The 17,054-nt window shown below is 61.9% G+C and carries 15 protein-coding genes and 1 pseudogene; 2 read left to right on the top strand and 14 right to left on the bottom strand.

Features of this window, described 5'->3' with window-relative positions; genetic code table 11:
* The first annotated feature begins 73 nt into the window (after nucleotides 1–73).
* Nucleotides 74–1,120 (top strand): response regulator transcription factor, encoded by a 1,047-nt coding sequence (locus ABH915_RS10010; protein WP_370124981.1) that lies wholly within the window; start codon nucleotides 74–76, stop codon nucleotides 1,118–1,120.
* A 209-nt stretch (nucleotides 1,121–1,329) separates the two neighbouring features.
* Nucleotides 1,330–2,676: an aspartate aminotransferase family protein gene (locus ABH915_RS10015; protein WP_370120536.1), complete on the top strand. Its 1,347-nt coding sequence runs from the start codon at nucleotides 1,330–1,332 to the stop codon at nucleotides 2,674–2,676.
* 574 nt (nucleotides 2,677–3,250) lie between these two features.
* Here ABH915_RS10015 and ABH915_RS10020 read toward each other — a convergent pair.
* From ABH915_RS10020 to ABH915_RS10085, 14 genes and pseudogenes are all read right to left on the bottom strand, one after another.
* Nucleotides 3,251–5,579 (bottom strand): annotated as a pseudogene (locus ABH915_RS10020) (FdhF/YdeP family oxidoreductase); the annotation flags it as partial.
* Nucleotides 5,580–5,733: 154 nt separating this feature from the next.
* Nucleotides 5,734–7,239: an NAD-dependent succinate-semialdehyde dehydrogenase gene (locus ABH915_RS10025; RefSeq protein WP_370120538.1), complete on the bottom strand. Its 1,506-nt coding sequence runs from the start codon at nucleotides 7,237–7,239 to the stop codon at nucleotides 5,734–5,736.
* A gap of 507 nt (nucleotides 7,240–7,746) precedes the next feature.
* Entirely contained in the window at nucleotides 7,747–8,034 is a 288-nt protein-coding gene (locus ABH915_RS10030; RefSeq protein WP_370120541.1) for a hypothetical protein, read from the bottom strand.
* A 54-nt stretch (nucleotides 8,035–8,088) separates the two neighbouring features.
* Nucleotides 8,089–8,403, bottom strand: a complete 315-nt coding sequence (locus tag ABH915_RS10035) for a hypothetical protein (protein WP_370120544.1) — start codon at nucleotides 8,401–8,403, stop codon at nucleotides 8,089–8,091.
* Nucleotides 8,404–8,599: 196 nt separating this feature from the next.
* On the bottom strand, nucleotides 8,600–9,736 hold the full coding sequence (locus ABH915_RS10040; RefSeq protein WP_370120547.1) for an alpha/beta hydrolase family protein: 1,137 nt from the start codon (nucleotides 9,734–9,736) through the stop codon (nucleotides 8,600–8,602).
* Between the two features lie 38 nt (nucleotides 9,737–9,774).
* The gene (locus ABH915_RS10045) at nucleotides 9,775–10,968 is read right to left on the bottom strand and encodes an NAD(P)/FAD-dependent oxidoreductase (protein ID WP_370120550.1); all 1,194 of its coding nucleotides are present in this window, start codon (nucleotides 10,966–10,968) and stop codon (nucleotides 9,775–9,777) included.
* A complete protein-coding gene (locus tag ABH915_RS10050; RefSeq protein ID WP_268002285.1) occupies nucleotides 10,968–11,174 on the bottom strand; it encodes a ferredoxin in 207 nt (68 codons plus the stop codon). Before ABH915_RS10050 ends, ABH915_RS10045 begins: the two co-directional genes overlap by 1 nt.
* 27 nt (nucleotides 11,175–11,201) lie before the next feature.
* Nucleotides 11,202–12,404: an amidohydrolase family protein gene (locus ABH915_RS10055; RefSeq protein ID WP_370120553.1), complete on the bottom strand. Its 1,203-nt coding sequence runs from the start codon at nucleotides 12,402–12,404 to the stop codon at nucleotides 11,202–11,204.
* Nucleotides 12,401–12,985, bottom strand: coding sequence for an amino acid synthesis family protein (locus ABH915_RS10060; RefSeq protein ID WP_370120556.1), 585 nt, complete (start codon nucleotides 12,983–12,985; stop codon nucleotides 12,401–12,403). The genes ABH915_RS10055 and ABH915_RS10060 overlap by 4 nt, the downstream gene beginning before the upstream one ends.
* Before the next feature lie 71 nt (nucleotides 12,986–13,056).
* A complete protein-coding gene (locus ABH915_RS10065) occupies nucleotides 13,057–13,839 on the bottom strand; it encodes an SDR family NAD(P)-dependent oxidoreductase (RefSeq protein ID WP_370120559.1) in 783 nt (260 codons plus the stop codon).
* Nucleotides 13,836–14,114 carry a hypothetical protein gene (locus ABH915_RS10070; RefSeq protein ID WP_370120562.1) on the bottom strand — a complete coding sequence of 93 codons (279 nt, stop codon included), beginning with the start codon at nucleotides 14,112–14,114 and terminating at the stop codon, nucleotides 13,836–13,838. Before ABH915_RS10070 ends, ABH915_RS10065 begins: the two co-directional genes overlap by 4 nt.
* A 12-nt stretch (nucleotides 14,115–14,126) precedes the next feature.
* Nucleotides 14,127–14,645 (bottom strand): 3-phenylpropionate/cinnamic acid dioxygenase subunit beta, encoded by a 519-nt coding sequence (locus ABH915_RS10075; RefSeq protein WP_370120564.1) that lies wholly within the window; start codon nucleotides 14,643–14,645, stop codon nucleotides 14,127–14,129.
* Nucleotides 14,646–14,647: 2 nt separating this feature from the next.
* Nucleotides 14,648–15,964 (bottom strand): aromatic ring-hydroxylating dioxygenase subunit alpha, encoded by a 1,317-nt coding sequence (locus ABH915_RS10080; RefSeq protein ID WP_370120567.1) that lies wholly within the window; start codon nucleotides 15,962–15,964, stop codon nucleotides 14,648–14,650.
* Nucleotides 15,965–16,004: 40 nt separating this feature from the next.
* Nucleotides 16,005–17,030, bottom strand: coding sequence for a dihydrodipicolinate synthase family protein (locus tag ABH915_RS10085; protein ID WP_370120570.1), 1,026 nt, complete (start codon nucleotides 17,028–17,030; stop codon nucleotides 16,005–16,007).
* Nucleotides 17,031–17,054: the final 24 nt, after the last annotated feature.

Consider the following 17,054-nt stretch of genomic DNA (forward strand, 5'->3'; position numbering starts at 1 on the left):
CCCCCTCGGTGCACCTCGGCATCGACTAAATGCCGCCCGGAGGACTTTTTATACTCATGTCCTAGAGGTGAACATGTTGCTTGACTGGGGCGGCGCGCTCCCCTATAAACGTGAGATGCAACACCGCAGAACTAGCAGACTGCAGTTTGCGGTGAAACTTTCGCGAGCCCGTTCAATCGAGGATCTCGTTCAAAGCCTCTACTCGGGGATTGATGAAGTCTTTGACTCGGTTGTCGTGGGCTTTGATCTACTCGACCCGGATACCCATCGCTTACTGTCCACCTCAGCCCACGGCGTGAGCGAGTTCTTTCTCGCTCGATACGACAGTGTCGGCCGCGCTTCCGACCCAGTGTTGAACCACGCCATTTTCAGCCGGGACATCGCATACAACCTTGCAATGATGTCCGAAGTGGAATGGCGGCAGCTACCGGTATACCGCGAGGCTTTCTCGCTACATCGGATGACGAACCTCGTGTACGTTCCGGTCGTTGTCGCTGGCAAAGTGGTCGCCACGCTCAACCTAGGGCGCGCCGGGAGCCCCCGGTTCTCAACGACGGAATTGCAGGACGCGAAGGAAATCGCCGCACTCCTGAGTTCACTGATTGAGTCGCTGCAACGACAGGAGTCCCTTAAACATGAAATCGAGATTTTCCGCGATGCATTTGACCTGGGGAACGAGGCAGTCGTAATCAGTGATGTGAGGCGAGCCACCCGCTATGTGAACCGTGCTGCCCAGCGCGTGCTGGAGGGACAGCACGGCGACGCGCCGTCCTTTGACCAAGCTGTCATCAAGTTCCAAAACCGTGAACATCGACAGGTCTCGGACGATGGATTGGTTAGGCGCGTCGTGCCGCTGCAAAGCGGTGAAGGCATTGTTGCCTTCCTTCGCACCGGCTCACGAGCAGAGGGACCGCCGGAATGGCTTCGGCAGTCCCTGACGTCGCGCGAGACGGAGGTGATGATGCTGGCGAGCAAGGGGCTCCGTGACTCCGAGATCGCGCAGCATCTAAATCTCAGCGTGCACACTATCAAGGGCCACCTTCGGGAGATCTTCAAGAAAACTGGTGCACGTTCCAGAGTCGAGCTTGTTCGGATGGCTGTCGCCGCCGACGTCGAATAATAGCGACCCCCTCGAACGAGGGGGGACCAAACTGTAGCCGAACGGGGTCTGACCTTCAATTAGCGTCCGGCACTAATCTCATAGCGGCGGAAAGCCCTATCAGCTACGGGGGTCGAGGTATGACGACTCGATACGTGGTGTATGGCAGTCCGGCGCCGCCCTGACATCTCGGCAGGGCGGGTACCCGCAACGTACCAAGGAGCATGGACATGGGCGCCATCACCCTCGAATCTTCCCTCGCGACCTTCTCCCGTCGTTTTGACGTTTCGGCGAAGCTGACAGCCCGTGGGAAGGAAGTTGTCCCCGGCGGCTACAGCCGCAATTCCTTCAATTTCGGCCCGCACGCGATCTATGTCGAGGGCGGCGACGGTGCTTACATTTCTACGGTCGAAGGGCATCGACTCCTGGACCTGAACAACAACTTCACGGTGAATGTGCTCGGGCACAACCATCCGGCGGTGCAGAAAAACTTGCGCGAGTCCATCAAAACCGGGGTTTCGTTTGGTAACCCCGTGGCTTTGGAGACGGAACTCGCGCAGCTGCTTGTCGATAGGATTCCCTCCATTGAACGCGTACAATTCTCCTGCTCCGCATCAGAATCTTGCATGTCTGCGGTCCGTGTGGCCCGCGCCTTCACGGGCCGCACGAAGATCGCAAAGTTCGAAGGCGGATACCATGGTTTCACTGATCCGCTTCAGGTCTCGTGGCACCCCGACCACGATGGAGACTGCGGTCCCGATGACGCCCCAAAGGCCATCCCTGACAGCGGAGGCATCCCTGCCGAGGACGTTGCCAACGTGGTCGTGTTAACCCAAAACGATCGCGAGGGGACGGAGCGAATCCTGCGAGCTCATGCGAGCGAGATCGCCTGCGTTATCCTCGAGCTCGAAAGTGCTTCCGGCGGCGTTGTTACCCTTGAGCAGGACTATGTCGAGAGCCTTCGTGAACTGACCTCGGAGCTGGGAATTGTCCTGATCTTCGATGAGACTGTAACCCTTCGTGCCGGCTATCAGGGGATGCAGGGTGATTACGGTGTGGCACCTGACCTGACGGTAATGGGCAAAATCATCGGTGGAGGATTCCCCCTCGGTGCAGTAGGCGGCTCTGCCGAGATCATGAGCGTCCTGGAGTCCGGGCTTGTCTCCATCTCCGGCACTCACCACGGCCATAAGGTCGCCTTGGCCGCCGGTATTTCCACGATGAGGGAGCTCACCCAGGGGGCCTTCGACCGGCTCAATGGAATGGCCACGCGCGTGATGGAGGAGCTCAACGACTGGAGCAACCAGCGGGGAAGCAGCTTCGCAGTGTACGGCAAGGGCATCTCCCACCTCGCCTATGGATTCATGCGTGAACCTGGCTTGAGCATTCGAACTCATCGCGATTACTGGCGGAACTTCGACGGTACCGGAACGCAAATTTGCTCGCTGGAACTTGCTAATCGCGGCTTCTTCCCGGTCGCTCGTGGTGACTTCTCATTGTCGCTGCCAATGACCGACGACGACATCACGGCCTTTATCGAAACCACCAAGGAGATTGTGTGCGGCATCGAAAGCTGACAGGACGGGGTGCAGGTGATCGTGGGCACCTTCCGAGTGTCGAAAATCCAGCACTGGTTGGCTCGACTCTTGCGGCCGGGCCAAGAAAGGCAACTGGCCGAAAGGCAACTTCCGATGATGCAGGTATCAACGGTGGCTTCAGCAGCCGGTGTCCGTGGGGGCACCGGCACCCACGCTCCAGTAAGTGGTTGATGGCGACCAATAGACGATCCGAAACCCTTCCGCTACATCCAGCAAAGCGACCTGATACCGGCTGGAATACGCGAACACCATGCGAACTCCGTCCATGGCCTCCGCTCTATTGCATCACTGCACATGCTGGCTCCCTCACCAAGTTCTGCGCCGCTGGGCACCGCGCAAGGGATTATAAAAGCCGTTATCCACCACCTAGATAACCTCCCCATGCTTGAACCCGCTCCAATCCGAATTGTTTGAGACCCTCTGAGGGCAAAATATCCTCGAAATTTGCCCGGCTCCGCAACAGTCAGGCGTCTCTCTTAACAAAGGCAGAGATCATCTGGTTAGTAACTGCTGTTGCGGAGCTAGCTAGCCCGCCGTGGCCGGCCCAACCACCCGCAGCCTCTTCGGCTGCAGCTGGGTTCCCCGTGTGTGGTTCGAAGCGGACGAACATGGCTTTGAATCCGGGGGTGTTGGATTCGCGGGCGACGTTTTCCTTGTGGACCAAGGCGTTGGCTTCGGGGAAGTACGCGGCGGCGCAGCCCTTGGCGGTGGGGTAGGCGACCAGCCGGAACTTGTCCGCGCGGCGGTCCATGCCCTGGAAGGTGCTGACGACGTCCACGAGTTCGCGGTCCTGGAAGCCGGACTCGGCGAGGTCATCCGGGTGGATCAGGATGACGCGGCGGCCGCCGGAGATGCCGCGGTAGCGGTCGTCCAGGCCGTAGAACGTGGTGTTGTACTGATCGTGGCTGCGGATGGTCTGCAGCACCAGGTGGCCCGGCGGCGGGGTGAGGTATTCTAGCGGGCTGACGGTGAACCGGCCCCGGCCAATGTCCGTGGCGAAGGAACGGGTGTCGCGCGGCGGGGTTGGGCAGCACGAACCCGTTCCTGGTCCGGACCCGGGCGTTGAAGTCCTCGAAGCCGGGCAGCACGCGCTCGATGTGGTCGCGGATCACGTCGTAGTCCTCCGCCATGCCCTTCCAGTCCACAGGGTGGTCCGGGCCGAACATGGCCTCCGCCATCCTAGCCACGATCACGGGCTCGGCCAGCAGGTGTTCGGAGACCGGAGTCAGGCGGCCCTGGGTGGAGTGGACCACTGACATGGAGTCCTCCACGGACAGGAACTGGGCACCCTTGGGGTGCTTGTCGTCCTTGTCCGTCCGGCCCAGGGTGGGCAGGATCAGTGACGTGCGGCCGTGCACAACATGCGAGCGATTGGGCTTGGTGCTGATGTGCACGGTGAGGCCGATCCGCTGCATCCCCGCTTCCAGGGTCTCGGTGTCCGAGCAGGCGAGCGAGAAGTTCCCGCCCATGGAGACGAACACGTCCACCTCGTCGCGTTCGAACGCTTCCATGGCCTCGACGGCGTCGTACCCGTGGTGCCGCGGTGAGGTGATGCCGAACTCGGTGTCGAGGGCCTCCAGGAGCCATTCCTTCGGCTTTTCCCAGATGCCCATCGTCCGGTCGCCCTGGACGTTGGAGTGGCCGCGGACGGGGCAGGCACCGGCGCCGGGCTTGCCGAAGTTGCCCTGCAGGAGCAGGACGTTGACCATTTCCTTGATCGTGTCCACGGAGTGCGGCTGCTGCGTGACGCCGAGGGCCCAGCAGAAGATGCTGGCCTTGGACCGGATGAGCATTCCGGCGACCTTTTCGATCTGCTTCCGGGCCAGGCCGGTGGCTTTCTCGGTTTCGGCCCAGTCCAAGGCGCGGCGGGCCTGGCGGTAGGCGTCGAAGCCGTCCGTCTGTGCGGCGATGAAGTCCTGGTCGACGACGGTCCCCGGGTTCTTCTCCTCGGCTTCCAGGAGCAGGTGGCCCAGGGCCTGGAACAGCGCCAAATCACCGCCGACCTTGATCTGCAGGTATTCATCGGCCAGCGGCGTGCCGCCGCCGACGACGCCGGAGACGGTCTGCGGGTCCTTGAAGTTGAACAGGCCGGCCTCGGGCAGCGGGTTCACGGCCACCACCTTGCCGCCCTTGTCCTTGCACTCCTTGAGCGCGGACAGCATGCGTGGGTGGTTGGTGCCCGGGTTCTGGCCCACCACGAAGATCAGTTCGGCGCCGTGGATGTCGTCCAGGGACACGGTGCCCTTGCCGATGCCGATGGTCGGATTCAGCGCCGAGCCTGAGGACTCGTGGCACATGTTGGAGCAGTCCGGCAGGTTGTTCGTACCGATGGCCCGCGCGAACAGCTGGTATAGGAACGCGGTCTCGTTGGCGGTGCGGCCGGAGGTGTAGAAAACGCAGCGATCAGCCGTGGTGGCGCGAATATGTTCGCCGATCAGCTCGAACGCGTCAGCCCAGGAAATGGGTGAGTAGTGCGTCTCGCCCTCCCGGATCACCACGGGCTCGGAGAGCCGGCCCTGGTTGCCCAGCCAGTACTCGGTCCTGGTGGAAAGATCAGCAATGGAATGCTGCGCCCAGAACTCCGCCCCCACGGTCCGCAGGGTGTTTTCCTCGGCCACGGCCTTGGCGCCGTTCTCGCAGAACTCGGCGGCCTTGCGCTTCTTGTCCGAGTCCGGCCAGGCACAGCCCGGGCAGTCGAAACCGCCGCGCTGGTTCAACCGCAGCAGCGACTGGGCGGTACGCGTCACCCCGGCCTGCGCCACCGCACGTTCCAGCGCCACGATCACGGCCTTGACGCCGGCGGCTTCGGTCTTTGGCTTATGGACTTCGAGGTTGTCCTCGTTGATGTCCGCCACCGGGGCGGGCTGTTTCCCGAACTTCACAGTTGCCTTTCTACACGCATGTGATTTGTGTGTTGGGTTATCCTGCTCGCTGCGTCAATGGGCATGGTTTCGCTATCGGACGGCCATCTGCCGAGCCCTCCAAGCCATTCCAACAACGTGGGAGCCCTGCGAGGCCGCTCCCGCACGCTAGTTGTTAGCGGGCGTACGGATCGGTCATGCCGATGTATTGGGTGGTGGTGTATTCGGCGATGCCTTCGGAGCCGCCTTCACGCCCGAGGCCGGATTGCTTGACGCCGCCGAAGGGTGCTGCGGCGTTGGATATGACGCCGGCGTTGAAGCCGACCATGCCGAATTCGATCTGTTCTGCCACGCGCAGGAGGCGATTGAAGTCTTTGCTGTAGAGGTAGGCCGCGAGGCCGTACTCGGAGGCATTGGCTAGCTTGATGGCTCCTTGCTCCGTCGTGAATGTAGTGACAGGGGCAACGGGGCCGAAGATTTCCTGGCTCAGGATGACCGCGTTGTTGGGCACGTCCGCCAAGACCGTGGGCTGGTAGAAGTACCCGGGCCCGGCCACACGGTTGCCGCCGGTGAGGACCACTGCTCCGGCGTCGACAGCGGCGGTGACGAGGTTGTGGGCGTCGTCGCGGGCGCCGGCGTCGATGAGCGGTCCTACCTGGGCACTGGGGTCGGTGCCGCCGCCGATGACCAAGGCGCCCATCGCCGAGGCGAATTTCCGGGTGAATTCCTGCGCGATGGCTTCGTGGACGAGGAAGCGGTTGGCCGCGGTGCAGGCTTCACCCATGTTGCGCATCTTTGCAGCCATCGCGCCCTCGACCGCGGCGTCGATGTCGGCGTCCTCGAACACGATGAACGGGGCGTTTCCGCCCAGCTCCATGGAGGTCCGCAGGACGTTCCGGGCGGCGTCGGCCATCAGGCGTTTGCCGACCGGGGTGGATCCGGTGAAGGAGACCTTGCGCAGCCGGGAGTCCTTCAGTAGCGGCCCGGAAATCCCCGATGCGGAGGAGGAAGCGACGACGTTCAGGACTCCGGCGGGCAAGCCGGCTTCCCTCATCATCTGGGCGAACAGCTGTGCCGTGAGAGGTGTGAGCTTGGCGGGTTTGAGGACCATGGTGCAGCCGGCGGCGACTGCGGGGGCGACCTTGCGGGTGGCCATGGCGAGGGGGAAGTTCCAGGGTGTGATCAGCAGGCAGGGGCCGACGGGTTTGTGCTGGACGAGGATCTTGTTCTTGCCCTCGGGGGTGGTGAGGTAGCGGCCGTAGTCGCGGACGGTTTCTTCGGAGAACCAGCGCAGGAATTCGGCCCCGTAGGTCACTTCGCCGCGGGCCTCGGCCAGCGGCTTGCCCATCTCCAGGGTCATCAGCAGCGCGAAGTCCTCGATCCGTTCTGTCACCAGGTCAAAGGCGCGGCGCAGGATCTCCGCCCGTACTCTGGGTGCGGTCCGTGCCCAGGAGGCCTGGGCGGCGTCGGCCGCGTCCAGCGCGGCGATCGCGTCAGCGCTCGTTGCCGAGGCCAAAGTGGCGAGCACTTCTCCAGTAGCGGGGTCGTGTACGTCGAACGTGCCACCGTCGGATGCGTCCCGCCACTCACCGTTGATGAGCAGCCCGGTCGGCACAGATGCAAGGAGGCTTCGTTCGCGTTCGGACCTGATGGCAGGGGAGATTACGGGGGAAGCGGTCATACGGGAGGTCTCCTCAATAAGTGCGCGGGCAGGGTTTGGGGTGCCACGGTCCCGCGAGAATGAAGTTATGGGACACAGTCCCTAGGAACGGCGCGACGATCCCACGTCGGGCGTGATGGAGATTATGCTGCTTCCACCGGGTAGGCATTCATGCGGCGATGTGGGCGTTTCGTGCACAGGGGAACGTAGTTGCGTTGGATGGGCGCGAAGGCCGATCGCCTACAACCTCACTAAGTCCTTTTCTTGAATCGTTCCGTGCCCGATTTCGGGGTGCAGAGCAACGGTAAATGTTGTGTATGTGTGCCGTGTTACTAGGATGCCGCAACGGGGCTGCTCATCACCCAGCAGACGAGTTGCTTCGTCCAGTTGGCGATCGCGTGAGGCGCGGTTCTGGGCGACGACGGTAATCGATGTTTGTGTCGGCATCATTGGCTCACCATTTCGAATAGTCATGTTCTTGGAGTCCGGTTAGGGGCGGTGGTTCTGGTAACGAAGTTCTAGAACCGCTCACCCAGGTTCATCATCGGAAGGGAACCGATGATAGAAAAGCGGGTCGCCGTGCAGGCAGACAGGAAGGTATACATGTACCGCTGCCTCAGAGTCCTCCAGGGTCTGCCCTCCTCTGCGGGCAGTCCTATAGATCAGCCATAGCTGGACCGCCAAGGCAACTACAGTGACAGCGGCAAGGGTGATACCGGCAACGGGATCAGTACCTTCGCCGAAGATACTGCTCCAGGGTTCTCCCGGCTGCGTCAGCAGACGCATCAGGAAGAGAATTACAGGCTCGGCGTACATCTGGAATTCCTTGCTGGCCGAAGGGACGGGATCCGGTTCTTACCGAACCTCCGCCTAGGGTGTGACTGCGGCACCGTTGAAGCGTTTTTTGATTCGAGAACCGGAAGGTTCTACCGCAAGCCACACACGGACGTCATCGTCCTTGTGGACGGCGATCCGGCCACCACCGCCGTCGATCCAGATCCAGAAGATCGATCCGTCCGCGACCATGTCGTCTACCGTGCCACGCACGAGCACCTGAGTTTCCCTGTGAACGTACATCCTGTCCCCAGGAGTAAGACCAGCCCAGTCCTTCGTTTTCAGCGGCGGGTAGTTCAGGAGGGAGGGCAATATCTCGGCGATTTCGCGCTGGATCAATAGATCGGCCACGTGAAAATCCTTCTTCCTTGAAAACTGTCATTTACCTCAGCGCTCCGGTCCGGGCGCGAGTGGTGCGCGGTTCCTCATCACCTACGCAGCTGCGGTTCTCGTTTTCCCCTGCCACCCCGACGCGGAACGTTGGAGTGGCAGGGGAGGCGAGATGTATCCTCGGGAAAATGGCTGCGGGGATCCAGCCGGGATGCATTTAGATGCGGTGGAGGAACCAGTCGCTCAGTCGTGCACCTGCTACTGACATGTAGTCGTAGCTGCAGTGCAGCGATCCGGCGCCGTCGTAGATGTCGACGGTGACGTCGTCGGAGGTAAGCGCCTCAACGAAGCGGTCGGCGCCCTTGATGTCCATGATGATGTCGGCGGTGCCGTGCATGACGTAGACGGGGATCTTGAGCTTGTCTGCGATACCGTCCAGGGTGAATTTGGCCAGCTTCTCCCGGGCTTCTGCATCGTCTTTTGAACCGCTGAGCCACTGGAGCTGCTTCTGCAGCGGCGGGTAGAACTCGTAGAAGTCCGTGAGGATACTCCACGTTCCACACCAGGCGGCTACTGCCTTCACGCGGGGTTCAAATGCAGCAGCACGCGGGGCGTAGTAGCCACCGAAGCTCACGCCGGCGAGACCGAACCGGTCAGAGTCAACGTCACTGCGCTTCTCAAGGAAGTCGAAGATGGCGGCGACGGGTACTTCATAGTCGGGCCTGCTGTACATTTCCTTGAAGCGCAGCGAGCTGCCGCGTCCGGGGGTGTCGACCATGACGATGTTCATGCCGCGGGCCGGGAACTCGGTTCCGCCCAGGAAGTAGAGTTCTTCGGCCCAAGAGTCGGCGCCGCCAAGGAACAGAACCGTGGGGCGGGCCTGGCCGGAGTTGTCGGGGCGGACGATGTAGCCCTCCATCTCCTTGCCCTCGAACGGTACGGCGATCCGCTCGATGAGTCCCTCGGACAGCTCGGCAGCCTTCTGGAAGTTTTTGGTGCCCTCGACGTAGGCTTCGGTGCGTCGCTCGTCGAAGGAGTCGAGGAAGAATTCGGAGTGGCGCCAGTAGCTCATGGAGCGGAACAGCGCCCGCCGGGCGGTGGTGGTGTCACCGCGTTCCACGGCATCGTAACCGGCGGCTGCGATGTCTTTGGCCGTGCGGCTCCACTCGCGGTGCCAGGTTTCGCCGTCGGTGGTTTCCCGCCCGATGCGGGCTGCGGTACGTGCGCATTCAAACAGGTCGGAACCGCCGACTGCGACCTGGGAAAGCAGCCTCATGGTCTGCAGGGACCAGTCTTCGTCCTGGGGGAAGAGTTCGATGAGCGAGAGTGCGTCGCCCGTTTTGACGGTGTTCATGTGTGTCTCCTTGTTGGATTCGGGTGGGAAAGGAAGATTTAGGTGGCCGGGGCCAGCCGCGTTGCCTCGGTGGCTTCCCAAGGTGTGCGGTTTTGGATCGCGACTTTGTATTTGGCGAGTTGCCGAGGAGCGCAGACGGTGAGCGCGCCGATCAGCAGGCCGTCACGGCCCAGAGTGGCAACCAGTTTGTCGTCCGACATCTCTTCAATCCGGATGTCGGTGGCACCGACCGTGCGCCCCACAAACCGCATCTTTTTGTCATGCTGGTCTGTCCAGAAGTACGGCACTGACGCAAACGGGTCCCTCTCGCCAAGCAGTGTTGCTGCTGCATGCCGGCCTTGGTCCACCGCGTTCGACCAGTGTTCGATGCGCATTTCCTCGTCAAAGACCGGGTTGCGCCATGCGGCAACGTCTCCGGCAGCGACGATGTTCGGAACCGAGGTCAGCAGTTCCGGTGTGCAGGTGACACCGTTAGCAACCTCGACGGCGCTTCCGGCGAGCCACTCGACAGCGGGTGTGGCACCGATGCCTGCCGCTACGACGTCAGCGCTGAGGCTTTCACCACTGCTGAGGGTGACCGTGACCCCGCCGGGAGAGTCCTGCAGGCTTTGCACGGATGAGCCGCAGATCAGGCGGACACCGTTGCCTTCGTGAAGCTCCCGGTACCATGAAGCAATCTCGGTTCCGAAGGCCCGTGCCAGGGGCATCGGGGATCCTTCGATCAAGGTGACGTCCAGTCCGAGCCCCCGGGCTACGGCCGCGACTTCGAGGCCAACGAATCCACCACCGATCATGACGAGGTGCCTGCCCGGTATGAGTTCGGGACGGAGTTCGAGGGCATCGTCGAGGGTCCGGAGCACGTGCACACGGGCCTGGGTGGTGACACTGGGGAAGCGGCGGGCGGCGGAGCCAGTGGCTATGACCATGCCGTCGTAAGGAAGGTCGGATCCATCCGTGAGCGCGAGCAGCCCTTTGTCGGCATCAATGCCACGGGCGGCGGTGTTGAGCCGCAGCTCGATGCCTTGTGCCTCGTACCAGGGGGCCGGGCGGAGTAGAAGCTGTTCGGGCGTCATGCCGTCAAGCAGGAGTTCCTTGGACAGGGGTGGGCGGTCATACGGCAGCCCTGATTCGGCCGACACGAGCGTCAATTCGCCGTCAAACCCACGCTCGCGGAGCGCTTCGGCCGCGTGCACTCCGGCGAGCGATCCGCCGACCACGACGATTCGCTGCATCAGATGTCCTCGATGAAGATGGCGTGTGCCGGGCACCCGCGCCTGGCGGCTTCTGCCTGGGCCCGCAAAGCTTCGTCGTGTTCGTCAGAGCCGATCACTACCGCTTTGTTGGTGTCATCATCGATGTCGAAAAGTGCAGGACCTTCGATGAGGCAGTTTGCGTAACCCTGGCAAGCCGGAAGATCCACCGTGATCTTGAATGCCATGTCTTTGTCTCCTTTGGTGCTGATGGGTCAGTGGCCTGAGGCTTCGAGGTGCTCGATGCGGGGCGTGACCTCGGCCGCGCGTGCAGCCTGGGGTGTGTTCCGGCTGCGCAGCGTGCGGACCACGCCTCCGGTAATAACAGCTGAAATGCCGGGGATATCGCCCACGGACAGCGCGCCGAGGGCGTCGTCGCGGGTGGAGCCCCAAGGTGCGTCGAGAACCACGAGGTCAGCGGCACGTCCGGGGGCGATGAAACCAGCCGGCAGGTCCCATACCCGGGCGTTGTTGCCGGTGGCCGCTGCCCAGACGATGGCCGGGTCGACGTTGGAGAGCGATGACAGCTCGGCTACGGTCTTCATCACACCGAGGGGCATGACCCCGGTACCGGTTGGGGTGTCCGAACCGATCACCACACGCTCGAACATGCCCTTGTCAGCGGCACGGTTAATAATCCGCACTGCTGAGCGCAGATTACCGGCCTGCACGAGCTGCAAAGCCATGTCCGTCTCGTCCATGATGAGGTCCACGCCGGCCTCATCAAGTGAGGTTGGTCCACCGTTGACATGGCCGCATACGTGCGGGGCCAGCAAGAGGAGGTGCTTCGGGGTGATCGGCTTACTTCCCGGGATGCTCGCCCCTCCCGAGTGGCACATCACGGTGATCCCGTGCTCTTTCGCCCACCGGACCTGGTCCACGCCGTCAGCGGGATCCATGTAGCGGCCGAACCCGAACTTGGCCAGGTGAACCCCGGCCTCCTGCAGGTCAACAAAGTCCTTTTCCTGCAGTGTAGGTTCGAGCACAACGGCACCGGCGTGGACGGTCATGCCGTTAGGGTGGAAGTTATCGAAGCACTCTTTCGCGGCAATGGCGAGAGCCTTGACTCCTATGGCGGTGCTTGGCCTGCCGGGTGCGTGGATTTCGCCCGGGGATACGACACTAGTGATACCGCCGTGCACATAGCTTGCGAGGAAGTCCACGGTCTTCTGCCGGGGTGTGTAGTCGCCGATGACCACGTGGCAGTGAGAGTCGATGAGCCCCGGTGCGAGCGTGGTGCCCTTGGCGTCGACAACATGGGACGAGGCGTCAATTTCGGCAAGCAGATCCTGCCTGCGGCCAACAGCAGTGATAATCCCGTCCCTGGTGATGACGGTATCGGCGTCCTTGATGATGGGTGACTGCCAGTCTCCGGAGAGAATCGTGCCCGCTCCGACGACTGCGATCGATCCTGTCACAGCCCCTTCTCCTTCGACTCTGCGATGGACATGCCGCCAACACGTGCGTTCAGCCGTCCACGGTTCGTCACGGCGGCGATGACGACCAGCTCGTCGGGGTGGGGAGCGTCCGGCACCCGCACTTCCAGGGCGTCGTAGTGCGAGCGGACCCAGACCTCGTCCTTGAAAGCCGTCGGCACGTCGATAACTGCACCCGCGGCGGCGGGCTTGGTCACCGATGTGATCCAGGCCGCGCCCCCGCCAATGGCCTCACGGAAGGCGTCTCCGAAGACGGATGTAAGGACGGCGTTAATGTGTTCCTGTTCGCCTGCGCTCCCCACCAGGCCTGCCTTGCCGTAGCTTTCGACCGGGGCGCCGAGCAATCCCAGTGCCTCCTTACCCAGCAGGGTCCCGATTTCGCGTGATGCCTCGACCAGTGCTGAAAGGTCCTCGACAAAGCCCTCCCCTGCGTAGGGGTTTTTGATCACAGCGCAGACCGCAACTTTACGCAACGGCCCGCCGTCGTCGCCCTTTCCGGCCGACGTACGGATTTCTTCGACCTGCGCAAAGGTCTTACGGATTTCGATGGACTTTTCAACCATTTGTGTGTTCCTCGTTCTGGTTTCGGTACAACGGCGTACCGTTTTCCTGGTTTTGGGTGTGTGGGGTTCTGCTAGAGGCGTCTTCCGCCGTCAGTGCGGATGACCACCCCGGTGACAACGCGGGCGTCGACCGGGTCGGCCAGGAAGCGGTAGGCCCCGCTGTGGTCTTCAGGAGTGGCGGTGAAGCCGAGCAGGGTGTGTGCGGCGATTCTTTCGTCGCGGCCTTCCACCCGGTCAGCTGTCATAGTTTGCCCGAGCGTCGACAGTCCGCCGAAACGGGTTCCCCCAGTGCCGCCTGGTGCCACACCATTGACCCTGATTTCGGGTGCCAGCTCGGCAGCGAGGTGATCTACAATTCCGCGCAGAGCCCACTTGGAGCTGCCGTAAAGCACGCCGCCTCCGATGGCGTTGAAGGCTGACTCGGAGAGGGTGAGGGTGACCGATCCCCCCGCCGCGCGCAGTGCCGGCACGGCGAGATTGACCGCGAGCAACGTTGAGCGCACGTTGACCCGCCACACCTCCTCGGCAGCGGTCAAGAGCTCCTCTGAAGACAGCTCATTGACCTTTGCGTAGTTGTCGAACACTCCGACACCACACGTGATGTTGTGCAGTTTTCCCTCAGCGTCGACCGCGGCCGCGATAGCGTCCCGGAGGACACCGACGTCCGTGGCGTCTCCGACCAGGGCCTGAATGGCACCGCCGGAGGACTCCGCGACTGCTTGGGCACCACCTGCGGACCGGTTGAGGACGGTGACTATTGCCCCTTCACGGTGATAGCGTTCGGCGGCCGCCCGGGCGATTCCTGATCCCCCACCCGTGACCAGGATGTGCTGACCGGATAGTGTTCCGCTCATGCCCCTGGTGTCCTGCTCAGCAGTTTGGTGATGAACTCTGGTTCCTGGTAGCTCAAAACATCAAGGGCTACGGCGTCGTAGCGCACGCAGGTGCCACGGCGGGGGGACCATAGTTCGAGGCGGACGCCGTTTCGTGTTTCGACCTTGCGGACAACGACATCCGCAAACTCGTTGGCAATCACGATCGGACCGCTGTTGCCGCCGTCCTTCGGAACCTCAAGCACTTCACCGGTGTCCGGATTCTCCGCCTGAGGCCTTGCTGTCGATTCAGACATGATTCGTTCCTTTTAGATGAAGATGGACAGGTTGTGAGCGTTGATGACCGCCTGGTCAATGGCTGCCCAGCGGCGTGCAATCTCGTAACCGTGGGGAGTTTTGCGAACGAGGTCCTTTCGGAACACCGACACGAAGTTTGGCTCGATACTGTCTCCGCGGCTGCGGTAGATGAGGCAGTAAGAGCTGACTTCGTATTCGCCGTTCTGCTCACCGGCGTCTATGAGCACGTTTGTCACGTAGTGACGTGTGCGAGAGGGCGGTTGTTCGGCCCAGGCAAAGTCGGTTTCGAGGCGACGCACCCGGACTTCAAGGGTCTGCTTGTTGTCCTGGAAGATCCTGCCGTTGGGGGAAAGTTCCCACTCGGCCAGTCCTTCACGAACCACCCGCAGGGGCACATCGTAGGTAATGTCTTCGGAGAGAAATTCGAGCCAGTCGCGGAAGCGGCGCTCATCCAGAGCGAGTGCTTCGCGGAACATAAATTCCTGAATGTCTTGTTGCACGGTCCGGTCAACGGCACTGAGTACGGTCATGATCAGGCCTCACCCAGCAGGTAGTCCGCCCACCGGGTCCACAGGTTCCGGAAGTTGGAGTCGTTGACGTAGGGCTTGACCACATGGCCGGGACCGGGGAAGTCGGGATCCTGCTTACTCTCGATGCCCATCATGTACGGGAATTCAATGCCGCGAACGGCCGATGACTTGGCCATGCGGGTGACGCGCGCCCAGTTCTCCAAGTCGTCCTGCTCGAACGTACCTGCCTGGGCGAACGCGAGCGTATAGGCCTGGTAGGCAGCTTCCTTGTATTCTTCGGAGGCCTCCTTCGGGACCAGGCACCAGGAGTACATCTCCGTTTTTCCAGGGCCGATCGGATGGTACAACCGCATCGTCACGAACCGCACACCCGTTTCACCAGGTGTCAGGCTGAAGGGCTGCATCAGGAAGGACAAGTTTGGAAACACTGTGCCAACCGCTGTACGGGTGTTGCTAAACACTTCCACCTGCTCAGGGGATAAGCTCCGCCGCATCTCTTCTGTCAGGTCATCCGGGAAGCCTGCAAAGGGGGTAAGTCCAGGTGTGTGCCCGAGTCCGATGCCGTGTCCCTTGCCGGGGATACTCGCAGCCCAGCCCTGGCTGTGTGTCGCGCCGGATGAGGGGAAGTACCCCAGGTTGAAGCCGAACTGGTGGGCTACCGGGGTGTGATATCCATCGCCCGCGAAGTTCTCGGCCGCAATTTTCCAGTCAGTTTCGGTGATCCAGTGATCGGGCGGACCATGCACTTCACTGCCGGCCAAGCCCTGTTTGAGATAGAGGTCGAGGTAGAACTGGAACCCGCCGAGGTACTCTTCCAGTGTTGGAGCGTCCTGGTTAAACGTTCCGAATACCAAACCCGCGTAGCTATCCACACGGGCCCCCACCAGGCTCCAGTCCTTCCTCTTCAGCCGGCCTTCATAACCCTCGGCCATATACGGAACTCCGATGAGCTCACCGGAGTTCTTGTAAACCCAGCCGTGGTAAGAGCAACGGAAGTGGGAGGCGTTCCCCATCTCCGACTTGCACATCATGTTGCCGCGATGCCGGCACATGTTGAGATTTGCGTGGATCTCCCCGTGCTCGTCCCGGGCAACGATCATATTGTTGTTTCCGATATACCGGGTGACGTAGTCACCCGGCTTCGGGATCTCCGACTCGTGGGCCAAAAAGGTCCACGCCTGACCGAACAGCCGTTCCTGCTCCAGGTCGAAGATCTGCTGATCGTTGAAGACATGGGCCGGAAACCGCCCCTGCTTGATCCCTTCCCGGATCTGGCGCAGATGAGCATCCGTGTCCGGGTTTACCGACTCCGTTGTCATTTTGATGACCTCGCTGATTCCTCTGTCTATTCCTGGTCTGCTACTTCTTGCGGGATCCCAGTCGCGCTTCGATCTCCGCGCCGATCTTGCGGTAACGCTCGACGTGTTCTGCGGTGGAGTCCCAGTGCGCCTGGGGTACGAGGTCCTCGGTGTAAGGAACTCGGCTCTGGCCTACGTTGATGTAGCCGGCCTTGTTGACGCGGATCTTCTCGAGCGGGATGTTGTACTTCGCGAACTCGAAGAAGTCCTGGCCAACGATGAAGGGTTCGTGTGCCCAGCGCAGCCGCTCGGTGAGCCAGCGGGCGTCATCGGTGCGGCCCTGCTGCAGTGCGTCGCGCAGGTGGAGGACAGGGTCCGGGCCCATGGCTGTTGTGGAGGACCAGGCCATGCCAACGAGTTCCTCGCCGTACATCTCCCAAGCCGGGAACCAGTCGGTCTCGATGGGCATCAGCGGAAACTTGTCCCCGGTGTGGGCCATGTCGTTGTGGTACCGGAAGCCGACCGAGGCGCCACCGGCATACTTCACTGCAACGACCTGGGGCAGCTGGACCAGCGTGCGGTAAACCGAGCGCGGGATGATGCCGCCAAATGCTGCGGTGTTGTCGTAGACCACGATGGCCATTTCGGGAACGGCCTCGGCGACGTCACGGTAGAACTTCTCCATTACCGGGGCCACCATCTCGCCCCACATCGGGCGGCCCAGGAGGGTACCGGTGGCGCCGAGCTCCGAAAGGAAGCGCATACGGGAGATGGTCTCGCGGGTGCTCAGGGTGGTTGAGCCGACGAAGATGGGGAAGTCGGGATTTACAGAGTGCGCTGTCTGTACTGCGCACTCAGCGAAGGCCTTCCATTCGTCAAGAGTCAGAGTGGCCATTTCGCCGAGGGTGCCGTTCAACGCGATGGCGTCTACGCCATCGGTGATCAGCTGGCGGACCATGCGCTCGGTCTCGGTGAGATCGACGGTGTTCTGTGCCTCCACCTGGTCCGCGCCGGGCAGAGCAGGCGTGGGCGGGTAGGACATGACGCCACGCATATCGCGACCGGTGACTTTGGGAAGTTTGCTCATGTTCTTGTTTCTCCTTGATGGTGC

This window comes from Arthrobacter sp. MW3 TE3886 (assembly GCF_041262145.1).
Taxonomy (GTDB): domain Bacteria; phylum Actinomycetota; class Actinomycetes; order Actinomycetales; family Micrococcaceae; genus Arthrobacter.

What these genes read in the sequence shown, in the direction of transcription:
- ABH915_RS10010 (WP_370124981.1), top strand. Translation starts at nt 74, where the DNA reads ATGTTGCTTGACTGGGGCGGCGCGCTCCCCTATAAACGTGAGATGCAA.
- ABH915_RS10015 (WP_370120536.1), top strand. Translation starts at nt 1,330, where the DNA reads ATGGGCGCCATCACCCTCGAATCTTCCCTCGCGACCTTCTCCCGTCGT.
- ABH915_RS10025 (WP_370120538.1), bottom strand. Translation starts at nt 7,239, where the DNA reads ATGACCGCTTCCCCCGTAATCTCCCCTGCCATCAGGTCCGAACGCGAA.
- ABH915_RS10030 (WP_370120541.1), bottom strand. Translation starts at nt 8,034, where the DNA reads ATGTACGCCGAGCCTGTAATTCTCTTCCTGATGCGTCTGCTGACGCAG.
- ABH915_RS10040 (WP_370120547.1), bottom strand. Translation starts at nt 9,736, where the DNA reads ATGAACACCGTCAAAACGGGCGACGCACTCTCGCTCATCGAACTCTTC.
- ABH915_RS10045 (WP_370120550.1), bottom strand. Translation starts at nt 10,968, where the DNA reads ATGCAGCGAATCGTCGTGGTCGGCGGATCGCTCGCCGGAGTGCACGCG.
- ABH915_RS10050 (WP_268002285.1), bottom strand. Translation starts at nt 11,174, where the DNA reads ATGGCATTCAAGATCACGGTGGATCTTCCGGCTTGCCAGGGTTACGCA.
- ABH915_RS10060 (WP_370120556.1), bottom strand. Translation starts at nt 12,985, where the DNA reads ATGGTTGAAAAGTCCATCGAAATCCGTAAGACCTTTGCGCAGGTCGAA.
- ABH915_RS10065 (WP_370120559.1), bottom strand. Translation starts at nt 13,839, where the DNA reads ATGAGCGGAACACTATCCGGTCAGCACATCCTGGTCACGGGTGGGGGA.
- ABH915_RS10070 (WP_370120562.1), bottom strand. Translation starts at nt 14,114, where the DNA reads ATGTCTGAATCGACAGCAAGGCCTCAGGCGGAGAATCCGGACACCGGT.
- ABH915_RS10075 (WP_370120564.1), bottom strand. Translation starts at nt 14,645, where the DNA reads ATGACCGTACTCAGTGCCGTTGACCGGACCGTGCAACAAGACATTCAG.
- ABH915_RS10080 (WP_370120567.1), bottom strand. Translation starts at nt 15,964, where the DNA reads ATGACAACGGAGTCGGTAAACCCGGACACGGATGCTCATCTGCGCCAG.
- ABH915_RS10085 (WP_370120570.1), bottom strand. Translation starts at nt 17,030, where the DNA reads ATGAGCAAACTTCCCAAAGTCACCGGTCGCGATATGCGTGGCGTCATG.